This is a genomic window from Roseateles subflavus (assembly GCF_030285365.1).
In the GTDB taxonomy this organism is placed as follows: Bacteria; Pseudomonadota; Gammaproteobacteria; order Burkholderiales; family Burkholderiaceae_C; genus Roseateles_B; species Roseateles_B subflavus.
On record NZ_JASVDS010000002.1, the window covers coordinates 1064358 to 1086630 of the forward strand.

The window sequence follows — 22273 nt, forward strand, 5'->3', positions numbered from 1 at the left end:
ATGACAGAAATTGCAGAGTGGGGATCGAGGTGGACGGTGGCGCATCCTGGTGCCACGTGTTCCCAGGTGCCGGTGTGGTGGGGTGAAGGCCCTGCGTTCTCCGGTGCGGCGTCAGGGGCTGCAGGCGAGGTGTGCGATGACTGACGCCCTGCTGCTGTTGCTCAATGTGCTGAGTCAGGTCAGCGTTCTGGCGTTGATCGCGCTGGGTCTGGCGATCGTTTTCGGCATGATGGACATCGTCAACCTGGCGCATGGCGAGTTCGTCACCCTGGGGGCCTTCACGCTCGCTGCCATGCAGCACGCCGGAGGAACGCAGGCGTTCTGGCTGGCACTGGTGGTGGCGCCCCTGGTGGGCGCCGCAGCCGGCTGGCTTCTCGAAGTCACGGTCATCCGGCTGCTGTACCGGCGGACGCTGGACACCCTCCTCGCGACCTACGCCGTCAGCCTGATCGTCCAGAAGCTGCTGGAGCTGGGCTTCGGCAAGCATCCCCAGCTGGTCCAGACCCCCTTGCAAGGGGCGTTGTCCATCGGCCAGGCGGAGTACCCCGCGTATCGCCTGTTCGTGATCGTCACCAGCCTGGTGGTCATCGCCGTGTCAGCCCTGGTGTTCACGCGCACACGCTTCGGCATCCACCTGCGTGCCGTGATCCAGAACCCCCTGATGGCGGAGGGGCTGGGCATCAACACGCGTCGCATGAACCGCGTCGCCTTCGCGTTCGGGGCCTCGCTCGCGGCATTCGCAGGGGTGCTCATCGCTCCCCTGGTCTCCGTGGAGAGTCATCTCGGCCTGACCTACCTGAGCAAGGCCTTCTTCGTGATCGTGGTCGGTGGCATCGGCTCGATCCTCGGCGCGGTCGCGGGCAGTGCCTTGATTGGCGGTGCCGAGACCCTCATGAACTACCGAGTGGATCCCTCCATGGCCTCGGCCCTGGTGCTCCTGATGGCCATCGTGCTCATCCGGCTGAAACCTCAGGGGCTGGTCCCTGGATTCAGCGCGGCCCACCAACTGCTGGGCAAGGGGTGAGCCATGCGACATCGCCTGATTGCACTGAAAGCGCTCATGCGCCAGCCCGCGCTGTCGAGCAGTGAGCGGCGCGTTCTCTGCTTGGGCGGCCTGGCCGTGGTGTGCCTGGCTGCCGTGCCCTGGTTCTCGTCCTCCTATGCGACGACGGCCATGCGGGATGCCCTGATCCTCGGGATCTTCGCCCTGAGCTATGACCTGCTATGGGGGAGGGGCATGGTGCTGACGCTCGGCCACGCCGTCTTCTTCGGTGTGGGGGCCTATGGCGTGGCGATCGCCACGACGCAGCTGCAATGGAGTTGGCTGCAGGGGCTCATTCTCGGAATGGGGGCCGCCATGGTCATCGCTGGCGCCGTCGGCTACTTCCTGCTCTATGCGGGCGTGCGGCTGCACTTCTTCGCGGTGATCACCATGGCCATCCTGCTCATCACGCGACAGCTGGCAACGAGCTGGCAGTCGGTGACCGGGGGAGACGTGGGCATCCTGGGCATTCCGGGCATCCACCTGAGTCTGCTCGGCTGGGATGCGGACCTGTCGGACGAGCGCTCGTCCTACCTTCTGGCCCTGGCTGCCCTGGTGCTGTCCACCGTGCTGGCCTGGCGCCTGGTTCGCACACGCTATGGACTCGTCCTGGCCGCCATCGGCATGAATGAGTTTCGCGCCAAGCACTGCGGGTTCGACACCTCGTGGCACCTGGTGCTGGTGTTTGTCATCTCCGCCGGCCTGGCTGCCTTCAGCGGGGCGCTGTATGCGGGCACCGCGGGCGTCGTGGCGCCGGACCTGTTCTCGATCCTGATGTCCACGGAGGTGATTCTCTGGGTCGCTGTGGGTGGGCGCGGGACGCTCGTCGGCCCGCTGATCGCCGCCATCTTCTTCACCCGCGTCCAGCAGGAGGTGAGCAGCTACAGCACCGACCTCTGGCCGCTGATGCTTGGCGTGCTGTTCCTGGTCTGTGTCCTGACCCTGCCGCAAGGCATCGTCGGACTCTTCCACCGGATGCGATCCTCGAAAGGCGAGGCGCCGGTCACCAAGGACGCCGTCGCAGGTGCGGGAGGTGAGCCATGAGCGCGGCATCGTCACTGTTGCAGGCGGTGAAGATGAACGTCTCCTTTGGCGGCATCCAGGCCGTGAAGGACGTGCATCTGGACGTGGGTTTCCAGGACCTGCTGTGCGTCATCGGGCCCAACGGTGCGGGCAAGAGCACCTTGCTGAGCCTGCTGTCGGGAACCCTGCGTCCGAGCAGTGGTCGTCTGCTCTTCGAAGGCCGGGACCTGACCCGGGAGCCGCCTCACGAGTTCGCCAGGCGCGGCGTGATCCGGAAGTTCCAGGGGACCAACCTCTTTCAGTGGCTCTCGGTGCGAGACAACCTCATCGTGGCCGGGCAAGGGGTGTCTGCCGACCGCGAAGGTCCAGCGCCGGACCTCGACGAGATGCTGTCCTTGATCGGCTTGCGACACCGGAGCTCCGATATCGCCGAATGCCTGCCACACGGTGAGCGTCAATGGCTGGAGATCGGCATGGCCTTGATGTGCCGGCCGCGCCTGCTGCTGCTTGACGAACCGGCGGCCGGCATGAGCGTCGAAGGGGTTCGCCGGATGGCAGATCTGCTACGGCGCCTGTCCCGGGACATGGCGGTGGTGGTCATTGAGCACGACATCGACTTCGTGCGTCAGCTGCGATGCCGGACGATGGTGCTCCATCAGGGCGAGGTGATCCGGCAGGGCAGCTTTGTCACGATCGAAAAGGACGAGGAGGTGCGCCACATCTACCTCGGACGAGGAAAAGGGGGGCGAGATGCTCGACGTGCGTGAACTGTGCGCCGGCTACGGCGGGGCGCAGATCCTGGATCGGGTGCACTTCCACCTGGCAAAGGGCGAGGTGCTGGGCATCCTCGGACGCAATGGCGCGGGGAAGTCCACGCTGGTCAAGGCCGTGATGGGCATGCTGCCCGAGACGCGCGGCAGCATCGAGTTCCGCGGGCAGCAGCTGCTGGGCCTTCCGACGTACCGTATCGGGCGCATCGGTGTCAGCCTGGTGCCGCAAGGGCGATGGATCTTTCCCAAGCTGTCCGTCCAGCAGAACCTCGAGGCCGCCTGCCCGGTGGGGCAGGACCCGCCAGACGTCATCTTCACCTACTTCCCGGTGCTCCGGCACCGGCTGCGTCAGATGGGCGGCACGATGTCCGGCGGCGAGCAGCAGATGCTGGCCATTGCCCGCGCGATGTGCGCGCGCCCGAAGGTGCTGCTGCTGGACGAACCGTCCGACGGCGTGCAGCCCAACATTGTCCAGATGCTGGGCGAGCTGATCCCGAGCCTCTGCAAGGAACTCGAGATCTCGGCGGTCCTGGTCGAACAGAACCTGGACCTCGTGATGAACGCGGCGCAGCGCTGGCTGGTCCTGGAGCGCGGGCGCATCGTCCACGAAGGCCGGCAGACCGGCGCCGATGAGCTTCATGCGCTGGAAGGCCTGCTGGGCGTTTGACCGCATGACCTGCCCTTGACTGTTTCCCCGTCCCGTCCCTCCAACTTCCTTGATGCAAGGAAAGGATTCCTTCATGAAACATGCAGAGATTCAGCGTCGTGCCCTGCTGCGAGGTGCCGTTGCGGGCATGGCCTGCAGCATGGCGCCAGCGATCGTCCGTGCCGCGGAGCCGATGAAGATTGGTGTCCTGGCGCCCTTCAGCGGCCCGCTGGCCCGCGTGGCTGAGACGAACCGCAACTGCCTGAAGCTGGCAGTGGACGAAGTCAACGCAGCGGGGGGGCTGCTGGGTCAGCCCTTGAAGATCGTGGCTGAGGACACCCAGATGTCCGCCAAGGTGGCGCTCGACAAGGCACGCAAGCTGCTGATCGGCGATGGCGTCTCCATGATCACCGGGATGGTGCTGCCCTTCGAGCGCGAGGCGGCCCTGCAGGTGGCGGGGCGCGTCCAGCGTCTGGTGGTGTTTCCCAATTTTGACGAAGGGCGCTGTCATCCCCTGCTGGTCACCACGGGGCTGTCCCCCAACCAGCGGGTCGACCCGCTGGTGGACTGGGCGGCCAAGAACGGGGGCAAGTCCTACTTCGTGCTGGTCTCCGATATCGGCAGCAACCGGAGCGTGCTCGTCCCGCAGATCCAGGCCGCCATCGAACGCGAGGGGGGCAAGCTGATCGGCACGCGCTACTTCCCCTTCGGGACCCGGGACTATGGCCCGGTGCTGCAGCAGATCCAGGGCCTGGCCCCTGACGTGGTCTGGCACAGCATCGGCGACGATCCGGTGAGCTTTGTGAAGCAGTACCACAGCTTCGGCATGAAGCCCCAGCTCATCACCGACATCACGCACGAGTCCCTGGCGATGGCGACGGAAGGCGCGTCGGCAGGGACCGTGGGCGTGTCACCCTATTTCATGGCCGTGCAAACCCCCGAGAACCAGCGCTTCCTGGACGCCTACACGCGGCAGTTCTCGGAGTCGACGCCGCTGCGCGTCGGTGGGCACGTGGTGATGCTGCCGCATGGCGAGAGCACCTACACCGGGATGAAGCTGTTCGCCGCCGCTGTGGCCAAGACGGGGCGGGCGGATGCCTCGTCGGTCAAGGCCGCGGTCTCGGGCGTGGTCATCAACGCACCTCGCGGTCGTGTGGTGCTCGGCCCGGGCGGCTCGCATCTCGATGGCGTGGCCTTGGTGGCGCGCGCCCGGGCCGACGGGACGTTCCAGTTGCTGGACACCACCCAGACGGTTCCTGTTCGCTGCATGGCGGGATGATGGAAGACGTGCTTGACATGTCTGCGAGCGACTTGATGCTCGCCTACCGTGAGGGTGCGCTGTCGCCCGTTGCCGTCCTGCATGCTGTCCTCGACCAGGTGGGCCGTCTGGATGATCGAATCCAGGCGTTCCGGGAGGTGGACGCGGAGGGCGCCCTGCGTGACGCTCGCGCGTCGGAACAGCGATGGCGGCAGGGGATGCCCTGTGGCCAGCTTGACGGGGTGCCGGTGTCCGTCAAGGACATGATCGCAACGCGTGGCATGTCCACGCGCTTCGGTTCGCGCACCGTGCCGTCCGACTATCTGGTCGACGTGGATGCCCCGAGTGTCGAACTGCTGCGACGCGCCGGTGCGGTGATCTTCGGCAAGACGACCACGACCGAGTTCGGCAACAAGATCGTCAGCGACAGTCCCCTGACGGGCGTCACCTGCAATCCCTGGGACCTGACGAAGACATCCGGGGGCAGCAGCAGCGGCGCGGGGGCGGCGCTTGCCGCGCGCATGGGGCCACTGGCTGTGGGGACGGACGGCGGAGGCTCCATCCGTGTTCCCGCAGCCTGGAACGGCGTGTGCGGGCTGAAGCCCTCATTCAAGCGCGTGCCCACCATGGAGCCCCACAACGTGGGCGAGCTGTCCAACGTGGGCCCGATGGCGCGCACGGTGCAGGACCTGGCCCTGATGCTCAACGTGATGGCTCGCCCCTGGCCTCGCGACTGGCAGTCGTTCGGGGGGCCGGTAGAGGACTTCTGCCGAGGTCTGAACCGCGGGGTCGAAGGCCTGCGGGTGGCCTTCAGCGTGAACCTGGGGATCGTCGCCGTTGACCCGCAGATCGCCCGGGCCACGCTCGACGCCGGGCTTCTCCTGGAGCAGCAGGGCGCGCGCATGACCTGGCTTGAAGCCGTCGAGCCGCTGCAGGGCTACCTGCAGAGCGAGATGCACAGCATTCAATGGATGGCCCGATCCGAACAGTTGGTCCGCCAGACGCCGGAACCCCTGCGGTCCCTGATGGATCCCGAGATCCTCGACCTCGCGGAGTGTGGTCGTCGCCTGCCGGCATCCCGTCTCATGGATGCGATGAAGGCGCGCATGGAACTGGCCGGGGCCATGCACGCCTTCTTCGACTCGTACGACGTGCTGGTGTGTCCCACGTTCCATCGCTTCCCGCCAGCGGCACCGGGCTTGCCTCCGGACATGCGAACGGCGCCGCCGCTGACATCCTGGTGCAACCAGACGCAGCAGCCGGCGGCCAGCGTGCCATGCGGATTGAGCGAGGACGGCCTGCCCATCGGGCTGCAGGTGATCGGGCCTCGTCATCACGACGGCATGGTCCTGCGGGTCTGCCGCGCCTACGAGCGCGCACGTGGCGCGTTCCCGGCGCCGCCCCTGGTGCGTCACCACGAGGAGGCTTCATGAGGATCAGGAAGTACTTCAGTCAGCTGGAGGATGTGCAGACCGAACAGGGGCGGCCCGTCGGGCGGCCGGTTCGGCGTGTGGTCACGGCCGCCGTGCTGGAAAACGAGTACGCGGGCCGTTGGCAGGAGGACCTGTCATCGCTCTACGAACTGGGACGGGACCTCGGGCATCAGCTGACCGCCTCGGCGCTGCAGCTCCTGGGCGGCGAGAGTGCATTGGTGGAGGCCTACGGGAAGGGGGCGCTAGTGGGCACCTCGGGCGAGCTCGAGCACGCGGCAGCCCTGCTGCACCCGCTGTTCGGTAAGGCCGTCCGATCGCGCTTGATGCAGGCCCTCTCCATCATGCCGTCCACTGTGAAGCGGGCGGCGCCGGGAGCAACGCTCGACGTGCCGGTTCACAACGTCCTGGATCCCTGGAGCTTTGACCACTTCGACGCCGTCAGCTTCTCGATTGCCGATGCGCCGCATCCGCGCGAGATCGTGATCGTGCTGGCGCTGACCGAGGGCGGGCGCCCGCTGGCTCGCGTGCAGCCGCAACCCGGATGAGCAGGGTATCCGTCCTCATGGGCTCGCGGGGCCCTACGGTATCATCGCCCGCAGCCAGGACAGCCGGGAGCGGCGGTGACAAAGAAACAGGTTGCGCCACGCGGCCTCAAAAGAGGGGATTTGGTCGTTGAGGAGATCAAGCGGTGGATCACGGATCGCAACTTGACTCCCGGCGAGAAGCTCCCGAAGGAAGCTGAGCTGCAAGAGATGTTCGGCGTGAGCCGTGGGACGATGCGCGAGGCGCTCAAGGCCCTGGAAGTGCAGGGCCTCATTCGCCTGAGCACGGGCCCTGCCGGTGGCGCGACCATCGAGCGGGTGACGCTGGACCGCACGTTCCAGTTCCTGCAGAACTACCTGTTCTTCCAGGACATCACCATCGGGGACATCTACGCCCTGCGTCGCATGCTGGAACCCGAGATGGCAGCCATGGCGGTGCCGCATCTCACGGATGGCGACCTGGAGGCGCTCGCCCGGAGCATCGAGATCTCCGATCCGAGCGAGGACAACGTCCACCCGGCCGTGATGCAGCGGATCGAGGACCTGCGCTTCCACGACATCTTCGCCGAGGCCTGCCCCAATCCCTTCCTGCGCTTCCAGTGCCGGATGATCAATCGCATGCTGGAAACCATGGTGGAGTCCTCCTTGCATGCCACCATGGACGAGCACCAGAGCCTGGGCGAGGCCGCCTGGCGGGCGCACAAGAAGATTCTTGTCGCGGCCCGCAAGGCGGATGCCGATGAGGTGCGCAAGCTCATGCACGCGCACATCGTCGAGAACCAGCGTCACCTGGATCTGCTGCAGGCCGGCCTGCGCAGCCGGCTGGTGCTGGATTCCGAGTTGCGTCTCGGAGCGGGACTGCCGGCGTCCCTGGGGCCGGTGAAGCCGCCCCGCCGCCAGCCCAAGCGCTGAGCGGCCGGACGCTCAAGCCAGCAGGGTGTCGCTGCGGCCGTCCCGCTGATGCAGGCGGGTGATCATCAGCCGCTGCATGTCGCCCGTGCCCTCGAGGATGTCATAGGCCTTGGCATCGCGGTAGAAGCGCTCGAAGACCGGGCGTGCGTGCAGCCCTTCCAATCCCACCGCCTGCAGCACGCTCTCGCCGATCTCCATCGCGATGCGGGAAGCGTAGGCCTTGGCCATCGAGGAGTCCTTGGAGACCGGCAGGCCCTGCTCGTGGCGCCAGGCCGCCTTGTGGCACAGGAAGCGCGCGGCGGAGATCCGCCCGCTGATGCTGCTGAGGAGTTCCTTGACGTGCGCACGCCGCCAATGCATCGGCTTGGGCGCGTGGTGCTCGATGTACTCCGTGAGCTCGTCCAGCACGCGCGCGCAGCTCCCGACGATGACCGAGGCCAGCACCGGGCGGAAGTAGTCCCAGGAGCTTTGGGCGCCCGAGAACGCGTCGTGCAGTCTGCCCTCGTCTCCCCGCTGCAGCAGGGCCTCCCGGGGCACGATGCAGTCGCCGTAGGACAGCACGGCCAGCTGGCTGCCGCGCAGGCCCAGCATCTTCTCGAGCCGCACGACCTCGAAGCCGGGTGTGCGGCGGTCCACCGCAAAGGCCCGCACGCCGAATCTGCCCCGACTGGGATCGAGGGTGGCAAAGGTCACCACGAAGTCGGCGCGCGCACCGTTCGTGATGAAGCACTTGCTGCCACTCAGCACATAGCCTTCTGCACAGGGCCGCGCCCGCGTTCGCAGGGCCGTGGCATCGGACCCTCGGTCGGGCTCGGTGATCGCGAATCCGCCCCACACGGGCACGTCGCTCTGGAATCGGGCGAACAGGGCGCGCTGCTGGTCCTGCGACGCCAGCGCCAGCAGCGGCGGCGTCGACAGTCCGGGGCCCGGCAGGGCGAGGGCCAGCGCCGGATCGGCATGGCCGAGCTGCTCCATGAGCAGCACGCGCTGCATCAAGGGCCACAGGCCTTCGTCACCGCCGTGGGCCGGGGGCACGAGGTTGAGATTGAGTGCACGCACATGGACCTGCTGCCAGAAGCTCTCGGGCACATTGCCGGTGGCGTCGACGTCGGCGGCATGATCGCGCATGGCGCGGCAGAGCCCTTCCAGCGGCAGGCCGATGGCGTCGAGGCGTTGGCGCAGCATCTCCAACTGCATGTGGGTATTGAGATTCATGAAGGCGTCCTTTCACGCTGGCAGGGTGTGGGCACAGGCGTCTTGCGGGGCACGCGACTCCCGGCACAGACGATGGGGAAGGCGGGTACGTTCCCGGACGTTCGCCAGGGCGGACGGGCTCACGCGCAGGCGCAGCGCGATGACCTCCGAGGCACCGACGACACGCGCCGGGCCGCATCGCTCGAAGCCCCATCCCAGGCCGACGACGACCTTGCGGGCGTGCTCCTCGGTCATGACGGCCAGCATGTCGCTGATGCCGTGGTCGATCCCATACTCCAGGCAGGCGGTCACCAGCTCGGCGACGGCCTGGCCCCGCTCGTGCGGTCGGAGATCGGGATCGGTGCCCAGGCGCGTCACCTCCCAGATCCGCGGGGATCGCGGTTGCGGTGCATAGGCCAGCAGGTCGGGCCACAGGCGCTCGATCATGTAGGGCGCCGTGGTCGGGAGCAGGCGCAGCAGTCCCGCAATGCCGCCATCAGACGCGCGGTTGACCAGATGAACGGCCTGCGGCGTGTCGAACTGATCGAACTCCAGGCGTTGCTGCGTGGGCAGCTGCCAGCCGGCGTGCTCGACAAACACTCGGTACCGGAATCGGTAGAGCTCCTGCGCCAGGCTCGAGCCGGCGCGCAAGTCGCGGACAACGTCAATCATGGTTGGACTCCTAAGGTGGTGCGAGGCATGCTAGAAAAGGGGTTCGAAGCCCGCACCTACTCAGGCAAGCAGCTGGATCAAGCGGGCGGGCGGAAGTTCTCTCGACGGGCAAGTGACGCCTGAAGTCCGCGTCCATCCGCTCGTGCGGTGCAAGCGTGAGGACGTTCGCCAGCGCACGCGATGCCGCTGGCGATGCGGTCCGCGATGGCCCCTGCCTGAGTGGCCCCGTCCGCGGCGCTGGAGCCAGGGCCCGGGATCAAGGTCAGGATCAGGGCAGGTGGATCAGGCCGAGGCTCACGGCGCGCACGGCCGCGGTCACACGGCTCGCGGTGTCGAACTTCCGCATCGCGTTCTTGAGATGGAAGTTGACCGTGTGCTCTGAAACGGCCATCAACTGGCCGATGTCCCACGACGACTTCCCCTGCGCCACCCATTCCAGGCACTCGCTTTCCCGTGGCGTGAGGTCCACCCAAGGGCCTTTGCGCACGGCGCCGCTGAGTGCGCTGTAGCGGGCATGGAAGATCACCACCATGGCATGCGCCTGCGCCTGGGCGAGTTCATGCGAGGCGGAGGTGGCGCACGCGCTGCCGTCGGTCGCCAGGGTGGCGAGAAAGACCCGGCCCCAGGGTTCATGGATCGGAATGGCAAGGCCGCGGTTCAGCCCGGCCTCGTTGGCCTCCTGCAGGACGAGCTGCTCGCGCCCGTTCTGCACAGGCAGATCGTTCCATTGGTAGGGCGCGATCGTGCTGCGCGCATGGCGGATGACGGGATCCTTGCTGAAGTAGTCCTGCTCCCGGTAGCGGTGGACCCACTGGGCGGGATAGTTCACCGCAACGATGCGATGGTCCCTGGCAGCATTCGCCGTCGCGCTGGTCCTGGCATCCCAGCAACTGAAGGAATAGAGCTGATAGTCGAGGCACTGAACGGCCTTCTCGAAGGCTTCGATCAGATCGGCCACGGTGTCGGCCTGGCGGGCCTCTTCGATGTAGTCGCGCATCTGGTACTCCCACAACACCGCGAGCGACCGGGGCGTTCTTCCGACGCATCCCAATGTGCACTCGCACGCCCTCCAGTGAGCTTGCGCGCCGCTGTTCAAGCGTACGGGGGCCGATGGCTTCACCCACACCTTGAACGCCCCATCGCGTCGCGCGGTGTGCCTTCTCACGGCGAGCGTGAGACTAGCACGGGGCCTTCAGATTCCAGGGGACCGACCCCGCTGAGAGGAATGACAGTTGCCAAGGGCCATCGTCGCGAACGAGCCGTTGTTGCCCGACATGAAGAGGAGCAGGTTGCTGGCGCGATCGAGCGAAGAATGCCTCAGCAAGTCGGTCAGATTGATGACGACGTCGCTGCACATCACATGCCCATGATGGGCGACGTTGGTGGTGAAAACCCATTCCGCAGGCATGTGCAGGCTTCGCGCGACGCGCTCGAAGACATGGCGGTCCACATTGATGGGAAGCAGGTGCCGGAAGTCGCCCAGGCGCAGGCCGCTGGCCTGAGCCGTGCGGCTCACGAGCCGATGCGCGACGAGTCCGTACAGCGCCCGGTATTCATGGGCACGCGCCTGCGGCCGGCGGAATCCGGCGTGGTGCCGGCCGTCCACATGGCCGGCGAAGGCGATCGCCCGGTTGTAGGGATGGTGCCGGGATACCAGCAGGGCGCTCGCACCGTCGCTCTCGAATGAGAAGGCCCCGAGGTTGCGGTAGTGCTCGCCACAGGCACGGTCGGCACTCACGAGCAGCACGCGATCGAGTGCCGGGTCGGCATGGAACAGGCTCCTCATGAGCCGCAGGGCGGCAAGCAGGCTGGCGCAGTTCTGCCCGCTCAGGGCGAAGGACCGGGCGCGGCTCATGCCGAAGGCGGCGGTCAGGCGGCCCGGCAGGCTGGCGGGGGCCGGCGGCGTGCTGGTCGGCAGGGAGTGAACGAACACCAGCAGATCCACGGACAGCGGATCGATGGGATGCTCCTCCAGCAGGGCCTGCATCGCACCCCGTGCCAGCGTCTCGACGGAGGCCTCGCCGGCCTGATGGAAGTGCATCATGCCGTTCTCGTGCAGCTGAGTCAGGACCTCGCCGGGGAGGCCCTGTTGCCGCACCCAGTCGGCGACAGGCCTGCGCGGTGGCAGGTAGTGGCTGGCGGCCTCGATGCCGAAGAGGGACGTCGGGTGGCTCATGACCCGTCCTCCGCGTCCGTCCCCGAATGGCGCAGCAGGCAGCAGGCGGCTTCCCCCTGCAGTCCCACGCTCCACAGCAGGCCCAGCTCCGCCTGGTGCGGGGCCTCGCGGTCGGCCAGCAGATGCAGATTGGCCAGCGCCTCCGCGGCGGCCAGGTGACCGCGCCGGGCCGAGTCCCGGATCGTGCGGACATGCTCGAGCCCGGCTTCACGCAGGATGTGGAGGCTGAGCGCCGGATCCAGGCAGGGCAGCACGGTGAAGCCGATCTCGGCTGGCGTGAGGCTCTCGGCGTCCATGAGGCCGCGGATCGCTCGCGGCGCCTGCTCGCCCATGAGGACCATCACCGCGGGCGCGGTGCTGTCGAAGGGCGAGGGCGCGTTGGGTGCGTTGACGAGATGGACTTCGCCGAGCTGCCATCCCGGGCGTCCCGCGGGTTCGATCATGACGGCCGCCGCCCCGTCCTCGAAGAGGGCGGCGCGGCCAAAGCTCCGCACAAAGGGATGGATCCACTTCTCGGCGCCGACGATGAGCGCGCGCTCGAGTGCCGGCTCCTCCTGGAGCAGAGCGGAGGCCAGCCGCACGGCCAATAGCGCGCTGCAGAGATTCTGCGAGATGCAGAAGACCAGCGGCGTGGCCAGGCCCAGCTCGTACTGCAGGCGCCCGCCGATGGCGTCGGCGACGTCCTCGTTGGCGGACGCATGGCAGTAGATGATGACGCCGATGCCGGGCTGCGCCTGGCGCCCGCCGGCCGCTTGCAAGGTGGCCAGCAGCGCGCGGGCCGCGCCGAGCGCGAGGTCCGAGGCCGTCAGCCCGGGCTCCGCCATGTGCAGGAGTGCCGGTGCCGCGGTGTGCATCTCCTCGATGTGCGGTAGCGGCGGGTCTCCCCAGCGGCCGAACGGCAGGTTGAAGTCACCGCCGGGCTCCGTCAGGTACAGGCTGCTGGCCGTTCGCTGCTGGGCGCGAAGACCGTGGAACCAGGTCCGGGATGGAGGGAGGCACAGGCTGCTGCCTGTCATCGTGCATCGCCACATGTCGTTCATCTCGGTGCCCTCCGGTGGCTCAGGCAACGGGGGTCTGCGTTGCCGGGGGTGTCTGATGGAAATGCTCGGGAAGCAGTTCCAGGTGGATGCGCGACAGGACCTGCCCGTCGATGCAATGGCAGGCCCGCTGCGTTCCGAAGCGCTGAAAGCCGACGCTGGTGAGCAGCCTCAGTGAGCGGGTGTTGGATTCCACGACCCAGGCATTGATGGATCGCCGGGCCAGGGTGTGGAAGCCGAGGTGGAGCAGCGCACGCGTGGCCTCGGCGGTGATGCCCGCATAGGCGGACTGCTGCCGGTCGCGCACCACCCAGAAATGCGCGGTGCCGAAGGGGTGGAGCACGTCACTCAGGACGGCCACGCCCAGCGCCGTGTCCCGCCCCTGCTCGCCGAAGACCCGCATGCAGTAGTGCGCGCTGCGGGCCATCACGTTCAGCGCGGTGGTGCTGATCTGCTGGCGGCCCTGGCCGAAGTCGAACCAGGCATGCACCGAGGGGCGCTGCATCCAGGACTGGATGCGCAGCAGGTCATCGGTCCGCGGGCTGCGCAGGAAGAAGCGAGCTTGCCCGGTCACAGGCGGCTCCCGTGCTTGAGCGCCTCCGGCCTGCCCTGGGACTCCACCTCGGACTCCACCTCGGACAGCGTCTCGGCGACCTCGAGCAGCACCAGACTGAGCAGGCGGGCGTCCTGGAAGCGCCGCGCCGGCGGGAAGCCCTCGACATAACCGTGCCCGCCGCACACCTGGACGGCGTGCCGGTGGATCTCCATGCTGGCGCTGACCAGCTGCTTGACCATCGACAGGAAGTGGCCGTCCGGCAGTGTGTCGCCGTTGCCGAGGCGAGCGGCGACATCCCACACCTGCAGGCGCAAGGCGTCGCAGGCGGTCGCCATGTCCGCGAGCTTCAAGGCCACGGCCTGATGGTGGATCAGCGGATGGCGAAAGGCCGTGCGCTCCTGCGCGTAGCTGAAGGCGAAGGCCGTGGCGGCACGGGCCGCGCCGGCCAGCAGACCGGCCAGCCACAACCCCTGCCAGACCATCATCGTCCGGCAGGCCTCCGGGGTGACCGGGCTGCTGAAGCCGGTGCCGTGGATGTCCTCGGCCGGGGGCAGCCGCACCAGTCGCAGCCCCTCGGCCCGGTGGTCCTGATGGGCGTTCGCGAGCAGTCCCTTCACGGCCTCGGGGTCCAGCCAGCGAAGGCGCCAGTTCCCCGGGGACGAGGGCGTCAGCGCGAGCAGACCGGAGGCCTGTCGCGGCAGCAGCACGAAGGTGGCCTCGCCGGCGGGGGAGGCGATCGCCAGCGGCAGGGCGGTCTGCTCCGTCAGCAGCGCCTCCGCGTTCAGCGGGAGCAGCTTGGCCAGCCATTCGTGATGGCGGCTGATGGCCAGGGCGGGCAGCGACAGCGTGAGCTCGGCCGCCAGGGCCAGGGGCCCGCCGGCGAGCTCCTCCAGGAGCAGGCACAGATCGAGGGGCGTGATGGCGAGGCCGCCTTCGCGCTCGGACATCACCGCGGCGGCCAGACCGAGCTGCTGGGCCGCCCGGCGGGCCTCGTGGTGGTGACGCTCGTTCGCCGCATCGCCCAGCAGGGGGTGCAGGCGTTCGCGCGCGTACCGGCGGACCGGCTCCAGCATCTGGCGCTGGTCGTCGCTCAGCCGCAGGGAGAAGGGCGCGGAGGTGGGGGGGCAGAGGGTTGCGGAGGGCATGTCGGCTCCTTGTCCGTGCTAGGCCAGAATCTCGACCGGTTGGGGGTGGCTCAGGAAGTCCGCGGGACTCGCGCTGCGTGCATAGGCGCCGGATTGGCCCACGATGACGTAGTCCCCGATTTGCGCCGCCGGCAGCGTGACGTCATCCGCGAGGCGGTCCAGCGGCGTGCACAGGCAGCCGACGACATGGCAGCGTTCGAGGTTCTCGCCGCCCATCCGGTTGCCGATCGCGACGGGGAAGTTCCGGCGCAGCACCTGCCCGAAGTTGCCCGAGGCTGCGAGGTGGTGGTGCAGGCCGCCGTCCGTGACGAGGAAGGTCTCGCCGCGCGACACCTTCTTGTCGACGACGCGGCAGACGTAGAGTCCGGCCTCGCCCACCAGGTAGCGACCGAACTCCAGCACCAGCCGCGTGCCCGGCAGCCGCTGGCGCAGCGGCTCGACCCAGTCCTGCATGGCCGCGCCGACGGCACCCACGTCCAGCGTGTGCTCGTTGTCGAAGTAGGGAATGCCGAAGCCGCCGCCCATGTTGACGAACTCGAGGTCCTGCGCGAGGTCGGCCAACTGGCTGACCAGTTCAGCGACATGGCGCTGGGCCGCGATGACGGTGCGGGAGTCCAGGCATTGCGATCCCCAGAACACGTGGAAGCCGACGAAGCGGAGCGCACGGTCCGCGATGTCGCGGAGCATGGCCGGCGCCTTCTCGGCATCGACGCCGAACTGCCGGGCGCCCCCACCCATGCGCATGCCGCTGTTCACCGGCTGGAAGTCGGGGTTGATGCGCAGCGCCACGCGCGGCGTCACGCCGAGCTCCCGTCCGATGCGCTCCACGGCCTCCAGCTGGAACTGCGACTCCAGCGTCACGGTGACGCCCGCGCCCACGGCGCCCCGCAGGTCCTGGTCGGACTTCCCGGGGCCCGCCATGGAGATGTGACTCGCGGCCATGCCGGTGTCCAGCGCCATCCGCATCTCGCCGGCCGACGCGACGTCGAAGCCGTCGACCAGGGTCGACATGTGGTGGATCAGGGCCGGCATCGGGTTGGCCTTGATCGAGTAGTGGATCCGGATCGACGGGGCGAGCATCTGGCGCAGCAGCCTCACCCGCTCGGTCAGCTTGCTGCGGTCATAGACGAAGAAGGGCGTCTGGCCTGCCCGCTGGGCCAGACGCGCCAGGGGCAGGCCTCCGACCTGGAGGAGGCCCCCCGGGGCATTGAAGCTGTCGAGAACACTCATGCGGACTCCTTGTCGCTGTAGATCGTCAGAAGAAGGGGACGGTCGAACTTGCCGTTCGGATTGCGGGGAATGGCGTCGCGGACATGGATGCTGTGGGGCACCATGTAGGGCGGCAGGCGGTCCTTGCAGTGCGCGAGGACGGCTGCGGGATCGGCGCCGAGGCCCGGCGCCGGGGCGATGACCAGCGCGATCACCTGGCCGAGGCGCTCGTCGGGGAGGCCCAGCGCCACCACCTCGCCGACGAGTCCGCTGGACAGCACGGCCTCCTCGACTTCCTCGGGGCTGACGCGGTAGCCCGAGGTCTTGATCAGGCCGTCATTGCGCCCCACGAAATAGAGAAAGCCCTGGGCATCGCGCGTCACCAGATCGCCGGACCAGACGGCGCGCTCCGGCGGCGTGTCCGGCGACAGCGGCGCTTCGGGCGAAGGGCGGAAGCGCAGTGCCGTTCGCTCGGGATCGCGCCAGTAGCCCCGGGTCACGAAGGCGCCGACATGAACGAGCTCGCCCACCTCGTTCGCCGCGCAGGGGCTGCCGTCCGGGCGCACCACGAGGATGCGGGCGTTGGGTACGGCCTTGCCGATGGAATCGGGCCGGTCGGCGGCTTCCTTGGGGTCGAGGTAGGTGGAGCGGAAGGCCTCGGTCAGGCCGTACATCAGGTAGGGGCTGGCCTGCGGGAATCGCTGGCGCAGGCTCGCGAGGACCGGGCGGGGCATGCGACCCCCCGTGTTGGCGAAGTAGCGCAGATGCCGGGTGGCCGCCGCGGGCCAGGTCGCGCCGGCCAGCTGGATCCACAGCGGCGGCACGGCCGTGATGCCGGTGATGCGCTCGCGCTCGCACAGTTGCACCACGTCGCCGGGGGCGAGGTAGTTGAGCAGCACGACCGCGGCGCCCGCATGGAAGGCGGTCGTCAGCTGGCTCAGGCCGGCATCGAAGCTCAGCGGCAGGACCGAGAGAATGCGGTCGCCAGCATGGTTGCCGAGGTAGCTGGCGACGCTCCAGGCGCCCTCGAGCAGGTTGTGGTGCGTCAGCATGACGCCCTTGGGAAGACCGGTCGAGCCGGAGGTGTAGAGGATGGCGGCGAGGTCGCTGTCGATGGTGCCGTCGTCGTCGAGATCCAGGAGCGCGTGCTCATTCAGCGCGGACCACCGGCTGGTGATCGCCTGCGACAGCGTCACCGGCGGGCGCCGGACCTGGTCGACGAGAAACACGTCCTTGAGATCGGCCAGTGCAGGATGTTCGCCCGCCAGCAGCGCCACGCGGGTGGCGGAGCTCACGAGGCTGCAGGCACCGCTGTCCCGCAGGATGTGCAGGACCTGGTCTGGCTTGAGCAGCGGATTGATGGGCACGCACACGCCGCCCGCCGCGGCGATGGCGAAGATCGCCTCGACGGTCTCCAGGCGCTTGTCGAGCAGCAGCGCCACCCGGTCGCCCCGCCGCACGCCGCGCTTGCGCAGGCCTGCGGCGGCACTCAGCACGTGCTTGCGCAGCGTGCCGTAGTCGATGCGACGTTCGCCGTCCACGACGGCCTCCGCCTCAGGGGCGCGCGCGGCGCTGTGGCAGATGAGTTCAACGAGATTGCGCATGGGCGGACTCCGGTTGGGGAAGAAGGTCGGTGAGGTGAAGGAGGCGACGACGCACGCGGCGCAGCAGCACGACGAAGGTCAGGCCGAAACCGAGGCACATGCCCTGCCAGATGCCGAGGGGCCCCTGCGTCTGTGCGAGCAGCCAGGCGCTGCCGAGGCCGGCCAGCCAGTAGCCGGCGAACACCTGCAGGAGCGGCGCTCGCGTGTCCCGGCAGGCACGGAGCACGGCCGCCAGCACGACGGACAGGCCGTTGAAGGTCTGCAGCAGGCCGGCGAGCTGCAGCATGGGCACGGCCAGGTCCAGCATGGCGGCCCGATCCGGGCTGGCCGCGGGGAGCATCCATTGCGCCATCGGTGCCGGCATCAGCAGGCAGCAGGCGCCCATCACGGCATGGAAGGCCGCGGCGATCGTGCAGGCGACCACGACCACGCGATGGATCTCGTCCGGGTCCTCCTTGCCGATGGCGAGCGACAGCCGTGTCAGCACGGTGTTGGACATCGCCAGCGGAATGATGAAACTGAGGGTGACCCACTGCAGGCAGACCGCATGGGCCGCCAGCGCCAGGCTGCCGTGGCGGCCCATCAGCAGCGTCGACCCGGCGAACAGCGTGTACTCGATGGCCATGACGGCGCCGATGGGCAGGCCGATGCTCAGCAGGCGCAGGATCCAGCGTCGAGCGGCCGTGGCATCGTCGGGCGGCGTCGGCGTCGGCGTCGGCGTCGGCGTCGGCATCGGCGTTGACGGGACTGCGGCCTTGCGGTCGTGCCACGCCAGCAAGGCGGCGGCCAGCCCGTAGCTGAGGAGGTAGCTCCAGCCCAACCCCTGGATGCCCAGCCCTTCGCGCGGCGGCCAGCCGTGCACGAGCAGGACGTTGGCCAGGCCATGCAGGAGGGCGCAGGCCAGCAGGATGCGGGCGAGCGGCCTCGCCTGCCCGAGCAGGGGGTAGCCCACCCGCCACGCGCAGAGCCAGGCGGCGGGCAGCAAGGCCAGGGACAGAGCCGGGCCATAGGCACTCGCCAACTGGGTGACGGCCGGGTCCTGCCCCAGTGCCGGCAGGGCCCGCAGGAAGGCCTGCATCGCGAGCGCGCCCAGCAGCCCCATGGCCGTCGACAGCGTCAGCCCATGCCCCAGGATCTGGCGAGCCAGCGCGCGACCGCTGGGCGAGCCGAGGGCGGCCCCCGCCAGCGGCGCCATCGCCTGCATCACGCCGAAGCAAAACAGCAGGAAGAGGGCGGTGATGCTGTTGAGCAGGCCGGCGGCCGCCAGGGCGGGGGCTCCGAGGGGCGCCAGCGTCAGCAGGTCCATCACGGGCATCAGCATCAGGGAGACCTGGCCCAGCAGCAGCTGGCTGCTCAGGTCCAGCGATGCCCGGGCCTCGGCGAGCCAGTCGTGACGCGGGTGGGCGGTGGCGGGGAGAAGGCGTTTCATCGGCTGACTCCCGACTCAATGCTGCACGACGAGCGCACCGAAGCACCCCGCCAGGCCGCTGCTGAACAGCAGGTAGGTGCTGCCTTCCTGCTTGGGCTCGTTCAGGAAGTTGATGAAGGGGTCGCTGCCAAAGACATGACCCATCGGGCCGAAGTGGGCGGTCTGGAGCCGATCCTCCGGCAGGCGCAGCATGGACAGCACCAGCTGCCAGCCCTGCAGGTTGACGTGGTTGGGCAGGATGCGCCGCAGGCTGCTCGCACGGACGCCCGCCTGATGGAGCGCCGCACGCATGGTGGCGAAGCAGGACCAGTGGTACTTCTCGTCCGGCACCAACTCGTGGTTCTCGTCGGTGCCGCGGAAGAAGCGGCCATCCGTGAAGAAGTGACTGCCCTTCACCTGGTTGCGGGCCGCGTCGCGCTCGACCACGAAGGCGCTGGCCCCGTCGCTGTGAATCGAGAGATCGAGAATGCCGCGGATGCCGTCGGCCGCCACGCCCATGAGATCCACCGACACGATCACCGCGCGCCGCAGGTGGGCATGGCGCGCCATCATCTGCCGGGCGAGCCGGATCGCGAGCATCGGCGACACGCAGTTCTGCTGCGCCACGGAGAAGCACAGCGCCTGGTCGAGCCCGCAGGCGGCCTTGATGAAGCCCACGGTGCTCGTGGGCGGGGGTGCGATGCTGCTCTGGACCGTGTGGGTGTAGATCAGCAGATCCACGCTGGCCGGGGCGAGGCGGGCCTGCGTCAGGAGCTGGCGGACGGCCTTGATGCCCATGTCCACCGGCGACTGCGACATCGCGTCGTGGAACTGGCGAACGCCGTTGGCCCGCATGGCATCGATGCGCTGCTGCGGCTGCCCGGTCCGCCGCCCCCATTCCTCGACGGAGACCACTCGCTCGGGCAGGTAGCAGGCCACGTCGGGGATGCCGACGGCGGGAAGGGTGTCAATGGCTTGCATGAGGGGGCTCCTCGTCGGCGAACTCGAGCACGGCGCAGGCGAGGGCTCCCTCGAATCCCGCGCCCCACAGCAGCATCCGGTCTCCGGCTCTCGCCGTCGCGTGCTGCAGCAGGCGGTGCATGCGGACGGGCGCTTCGGCCGAACACAGATAGCCGCCGTCCAGGATGTCCGCCGGGCCGCGCCAGGCCGAACGGAGGCCGCAGCGCCTGCGCAGGCGGCTCGTGAGGTCCCGGCACATGTCATGGGGCACCAGCACGTCGATGTCCCGGGGCAGACACTGCGCGTCGCGCAGGGTCTCCGAGACGAGGGCGCACAGGCCGTCGAGGTCCGGGCCGAGTGGCGCCTCGTTCAGCAGATGGCGGTAGACCTCGCCGACCGGAGGCGGGGTCACCACGCGGATGGCTCGCAGCAGCCACCCGCTGCGGCAACCGCGCTGCAGCAGCACGGCGCCTGCTCCGTCGCCGAGCACGGCCGTGGTGCCCAGGAGCCGGGTGTACGGCTGCGTCCAGCGCTCCGCGGCCGCGACCACCACCTGCCCCTCGGTGCCGGTACTCAGTAGATCAGCGGCGATCGACAGGCCCAGCAGGAAAGTGGCGCCCTGCAGTTGCCCGATCGCGAAGGGCACCTGTCCCTGGCGCAACTCCGCCTGCAGGCGGCAGGCGGCGGACACTGTCACATCGTTCTCCAGGCACGTGTGGCAGACGACGAAGGTGTCGACCTGCGGCACCGGCGCCTCGCTGCCCGGATGCAGGAGCTCCCGGGTGACGCGCAGCAGCATCTCGGAGACTTCCATCGAAGCTTCCTCCGCGACGGCGGACACCCCGGTGCAGCGCTCGATCGTCCCGGCGGTCAGCCGGGCGCGCGCCGTATCCATCGCGGCCATGGAGATGCCGTGCATCTGCAGGTTCTCCTCGAAGCAGGCGTTGATGAAGCGGGCCCGGCGGGTGGCCGGCTCCGTGCGCCGGGCGGCGAGAAGCTGCGGCAGGCTGCGGGAGGCGATCGGCACGTAGGCGGACGAGGCGACGATGCCGATGTCACTCATGGGTCAGCTTCCGCTGGATGAAGTCGACGAGGCGGCTGAAGCGGGTGAAGAGGTCGGCCGAGAGCTCCTCGGGCATCAGCATCAGGCCGAAGCGTTCCTCGATGCGCAGGACCAGCTCCGTCATGTTCATGGAGTCGATGCCGACGTCGAACAGATTGGTGTCCTCGTTGACGAGGTCGGTCTCGGAATTCCCTTGCGCCAGCCCGCTCAGGCAAGCCTTGAGGGTGTGGCTGATATCGGTGGTGCTCGTGCTCATCAGGCGTTTCTCCTATGGGTGACTGCGGGTGCCCGGCCCGGTGGTGTTCAGAGGGCAGGGCCAGTCTAGGAAGGCGTCCGGGTCGACAACACCTCTCAAGGCAGAGAGGTCGGGGCGACGGCCCGTTGTCACGGGGGGTGCGGCGTTGACGGGGGAGTCGGCGAGCGATCGATGATCTGACAAGGACGATCGACTAACGAATTAGGTGAGCGTCCACAAGTTGGGAGGCGGCGATGCTGTGGGGGAGGGGATTGCAGGCCGGCAGCCTGGGGCGGAGGCCCCATCGAGGGGGTGTGTCTGGCGGCTCGGCACCGGCGCACCGATGGCGCCGAGGGCTGCTGCGGAGGCCGCTCAGTTCGCGCGAGGTCGCGCGAGGAGGCCGTCGCCGCATCGCGCGGGGACGGCCTCGAGGGCGCACGGTGATGCGCCCGGAAGGATCACTCGAGGTTCTGTACCTGCTCGCGCATCTGCTCGATGGCGACCTTCATCTCCACCGACACGGCGGTCAGGTCGAGTGCTGCGGATTTCGAGCCGAGCGTGTTGGCTTCGCGGTGCAGCTCCTGGATCAGGAAGTCCAGACGCTTGCCGACCTCGCCGCCCTTCTTGAGGAGACGGCTGATCTCTTCCAGGTGCGCCCGCAGCCGCGCCAGCTCTTCCGCCACGTCGATGCGGATGGCATAGGCCGCGGCCTCGTTGAGCGCACGCTCGCGCAGGGCCTCTTCCGGGAGGGTCTGGGCCGCCCCGGTGCTGGCCAGCGCTTCCTGCCAGCGTTCCAGGAATCGCTGCTGCTGGCGCTGCACCACGGCGGGCACGAGCGGCTCCGCCTGGTCGGCGAGCTGGCGCAGCGTGGCGACGCGCTCCAGAAGGATGGCGACCAGCTTCTCGCCCTCACGCTCCCGAGCCTCCACCAGCCCCTCGACACAGCGGCGGGCTGCATCGAGCGTGGCCTCGTCGAGCTTCTCGGCAGGGGCGCCACCCCGGCACCACTGCAGGACCTCATGGACCGTCAGACCCTGCGCCTTGGGCAACCAGGTCTGCACGGTGCCCTCGAGCCGGGCCAGGCGGTTGAGCTGATCGGGCTGCGGATGAGGCCACCCGTTGTCAGCATCTCGTTGCGTGTTGATACGAATCTCGATCTTGCCGCGCTTGATGTGTTGCCCGACGATGTCACGCAATGCGGGTTCAAGACCCCGCAGGTCTTCTGGCATGCGGAAACTGAGATCGAGGAAACGCCCATTGACGGAACGGGCCTCCACGCTCACGCTGGCAGCGGATTGGACGCCGGTTTCGGGGTGTGGGACGGGTTGCGCACAGGCGCTGGCGTAACCCGTCATGCTGTAAACTGGCATGAGCTATCGGTGGAGCAA

Annotated in this window: 22 protein-coding genes; 8 read left to right on the forward strand and 14 right to left on the reverse strand. The window is 68.5% G+C overall.

The genetic code is table 11. From position 1 onward, the window contains the following. The first annotated feature begins 148 nt into the window (after positions 1-148). The 8 genes from urtB to QRD43_RS10550 all read left to right on the forward strand — a co-directional run bounded on the left by urtB (position 149) and on the right by QRD43_RS10550 (position 7626). Positions 149-1024, forward strand: a complete 876-nt coding sequence (gene urtB / locus QRD43_RS10515) for an urea ABC transporter permease subunit UrtB (protein WP_285982522.1) — start codon at positions 149-151, stop codon at positions 1022-1024. A gap of 36 nt (positions 1025-1060) precedes the next feature. Continuing rightward, on the forward strand, positions 1061-2086 hold the full coding sequence (locus QRD43_RS10520) for a branched-chain amino acid ABC transporter permease (RefSeq protein ID WP_285982412.1): 1026 nt from the start codon (positions 1061-1063) through the stop codon (positions 2084-2086). Next, entirely contained in the window at positions 2083-2832 is a 750-nt protein-coding gene (locus QRD43_RS10525; protein WP_285982413.1) for an ATP-binding cassette domain-containing protein, read from the forward strand. Before QRD43_RS10520 ends, QRD43_RS10525 begins: the two co-directional genes overlap by 4 nt. Further along, positions 2816-3502, forward strand: coding sequence for an ABC transporter ATP-binding protein (locus QRD43_RS10530; protein WP_285982414.1), 687 nt, complete (start codon positions 2816-2818; stop codon positions 3500-3502). The genes QRD43_RS10525 and QRD43_RS10530 overlap by 17 nt, the downstream gene beginning before the upstream one ends. A 73-nt stretch (positions 3503-3575) precedes the next feature. Next, entirely contained in the window at positions 3576-4760 is a 1185-nt protein-coding gene (locus QRD43_RS10535) for an ABC transporter substrate-binding protein (protein WP_285982415.1), read from the forward strand. Next, positions 4757-6172, forward strand: a complete 1416-nt coding sequence (locus tag QRD43_RS10540; protein ID WP_285982416.1) for an amidase family protein — start codon at positions 4757-4759, stop codon at positions 6170-6172. The genes QRD43_RS10535 and QRD43_RS10540 overlap by 4 nt, the downstream gene beginning before the upstream one ends. Beyond that, positions 6169-6717, forward strand: coding sequence for an amino acid synthesis family protein (locus tag QRD43_RS10545; RefSeq protein WP_285982417.1), 549 nt, complete (start codon positions 6169-6171; stop codon positions 6715-6717). Before QRD43_RS10540 ends, QRD43_RS10545 begins: the two co-directional genes overlap by 4 nt. Positions 6718-6792: 75 nt before the next feature. Next, entirely contained in the window at positions 6793-7626 is an 834-nt protein-coding gene (locus tag QRD43_RS10550; protein WP_285982418.1) for a FadR/GntR family transcriptional regulator, read from the forward strand. Between the two features lie 12 nt (positions 7627-7638). Here the strand turns inward: QRD43_RS10550 and QRD43_RS10555 are convergent, their stop codons facing one another. From QRD43_RS10555 to QRD43_RS10620, 14 genes are all read right to left on the reverse strand, one after another. Beyond that, complete coding sequence (locus QRD43_RS10555; RefSeq protein WP_285982419.1) at positions 7639-8841, reverse strand: acyl-CoA dehydrogenase family protein; 1203 nt, start codon at positions 8839-8841, stop codon at positions 7639-7641. Between the two features lie 12 nt (positions 8842-8853). After that, complete coding sequence (locus QRD43_RS10560) at positions 8854-9492, reverse strand: acyl-homoserine-lactone synthase (RefSeq protein WP_285982420.1); 639 nt, start codon at positions 9490-9492, stop codon at positions 8854-8856. Positions 9493-9760: 268 nt separating this feature from the next. Beyond that, positions 9761-10489: a helix-turn-helix transcriptional regulator gene (locus tag QRD43_RS10565; RefSeq protein WP_285982421.1), complete on the reverse strand. Its 729-nt coding sequence runs from the start codon at positions 10487-10489 to the stop codon at positions 9761-9763. A 195-nt stretch (positions 10490-10684) separates the two neighbouring features. Beyond that, complete coding sequence (locus QRD43_RS10570; protein WP_285982422.1) at positions 10685-11668, reverse strand: 3-oxoacyl-[acyl-carrier-protein] synthase III C-terminal domain-containing protein; 984 nt, start codon at positions 11666-11668, stop codon at positions 10685-10687. Next, positions 11665-12708 (reverse strand): hypothetical protein, encoded by a 1044-nt coding sequence (locus tag QRD43_RS10575; RefSeq protein WP_285982423.1) that lies wholly within the window; start codon positions 12706-12708, stop codon positions 11665-11667. The genes QRD43_RS10570 and QRD43_RS10575 overlap by 4 nt, the downstream gene beginning before the upstream one ends. Before the next feature lie 19 nt (positions 12709-12727). Next, complete coding sequence (locus QRD43_RS10580; protein WP_285982424.1) at positions 12728-13279, reverse strand: GNAT family N-acetyltransferase; 552 nt, start codon at positions 13277-13279, stop codon at positions 12728-12730. Further along, the gene (locus tag QRD43_RS10585; RefSeq protein WP_285982425.1) at positions 13276-14406 is read right to left on the reverse strand and encodes an acyl-CoA dehydrogenase family protein; all 1131 of its coding nucleotides are present in this window, start codon (positions 14404-14406) and stop codon (positions 13276-13278) included. Before QRD43_RS10585 ends, QRD43_RS10580 begins: the two co-directional genes overlap by 4 nt. An 18-nt stretch (positions 14407-14424) precedes the next feature. Further along, positions 14425-15636, reverse strand: coding sequence for a pyridoxal-dependent decarboxylase, exosortase A system-associated (locus QRD43_RS10590; RefSeq protein ID WP_285982426.1), 1212 nt, complete (start codon positions 15634-15636; stop codon positions 14425-14427). Beyond that, positions 15633-17219 carry an acyl-CoA ligase (AMP-forming), exosortase A system-associated gene (locus tag QRD43_RS10595; RefSeq protein ID WP_285982427.1) on the reverse strand — a complete coding sequence of 529 codons (1587 nt, stop codon included), beginning with the start codon at positions 17217-17219 and terminating at the stop codon, positions 15633-15635. Before QRD43_RS10595 ends, QRD43_RS10590 begins: the two co-directional genes overlap by 4 nt. Further along, complete coding sequence (locus tag QRD43_RS10600; RefSeq protein WP_285982428.1) at positions 17203-18648, reverse strand: MATE family efflux transporter; 1446 nt, start codon at positions 18646-18648, stop codon at positions 17203-17205. The genes QRD43_RS10595 and QRD43_RS10600 overlap by 17 nt, the downstream gene beginning before the upstream one ends. A gap of 15 nt (positions 18649-18663) precedes the next feature. Continuing rightward, positions 18664-19608 (reverse strand): ketoacyl-ACP synthase III family protein, encoded by a 945-nt coding sequence (locus QRD43_RS10605; RefSeq protein WP_285982429.1) that lies wholly within the window; start codon positions 19606-19608, stop codon positions 18664-18666. Beyond that, on the reverse strand, positions 19595-20650 hold the full coding sequence (locus tag QRD43_RS10610) for a 3-oxoacyl-[acyl-carrier-protein] synthase III C-terminal domain-containing protein (RefSeq protein WP_285982430.1): 1056 nt from the start codon (positions 20648-20650) through the stop codon (positions 19595-19597). Before QRD43_RS10610 ends, QRD43_RS10605 begins: the two co-directional genes overlap by 14 nt. Further along, a complete protein-coding gene (locus QRD43_RS10615; protein WP_285982431.1) occupies positions 20643-20906 on the reverse strand; it encodes an acyl carrier protein in 264 nt (87 codons plus the stop codon). The genes QRD43_RS10610 and QRD43_RS10615 overlap by 8 nt, the downstream gene beginning before the upstream one ends. A 437-nt stretch (positions 20907-21343) precedes the next feature. Then, complete coding sequence (locus QRD43_RS10620; protein WP_285982432.1) at positions 21344-22255, reverse strand: YicC/YloC family endoribonuclease; 912 nt, start codon at positions 22253-22255, stop codon at positions 21344-21346. Positions 22256-22273 lie beyond the last annotated feature (18 nt).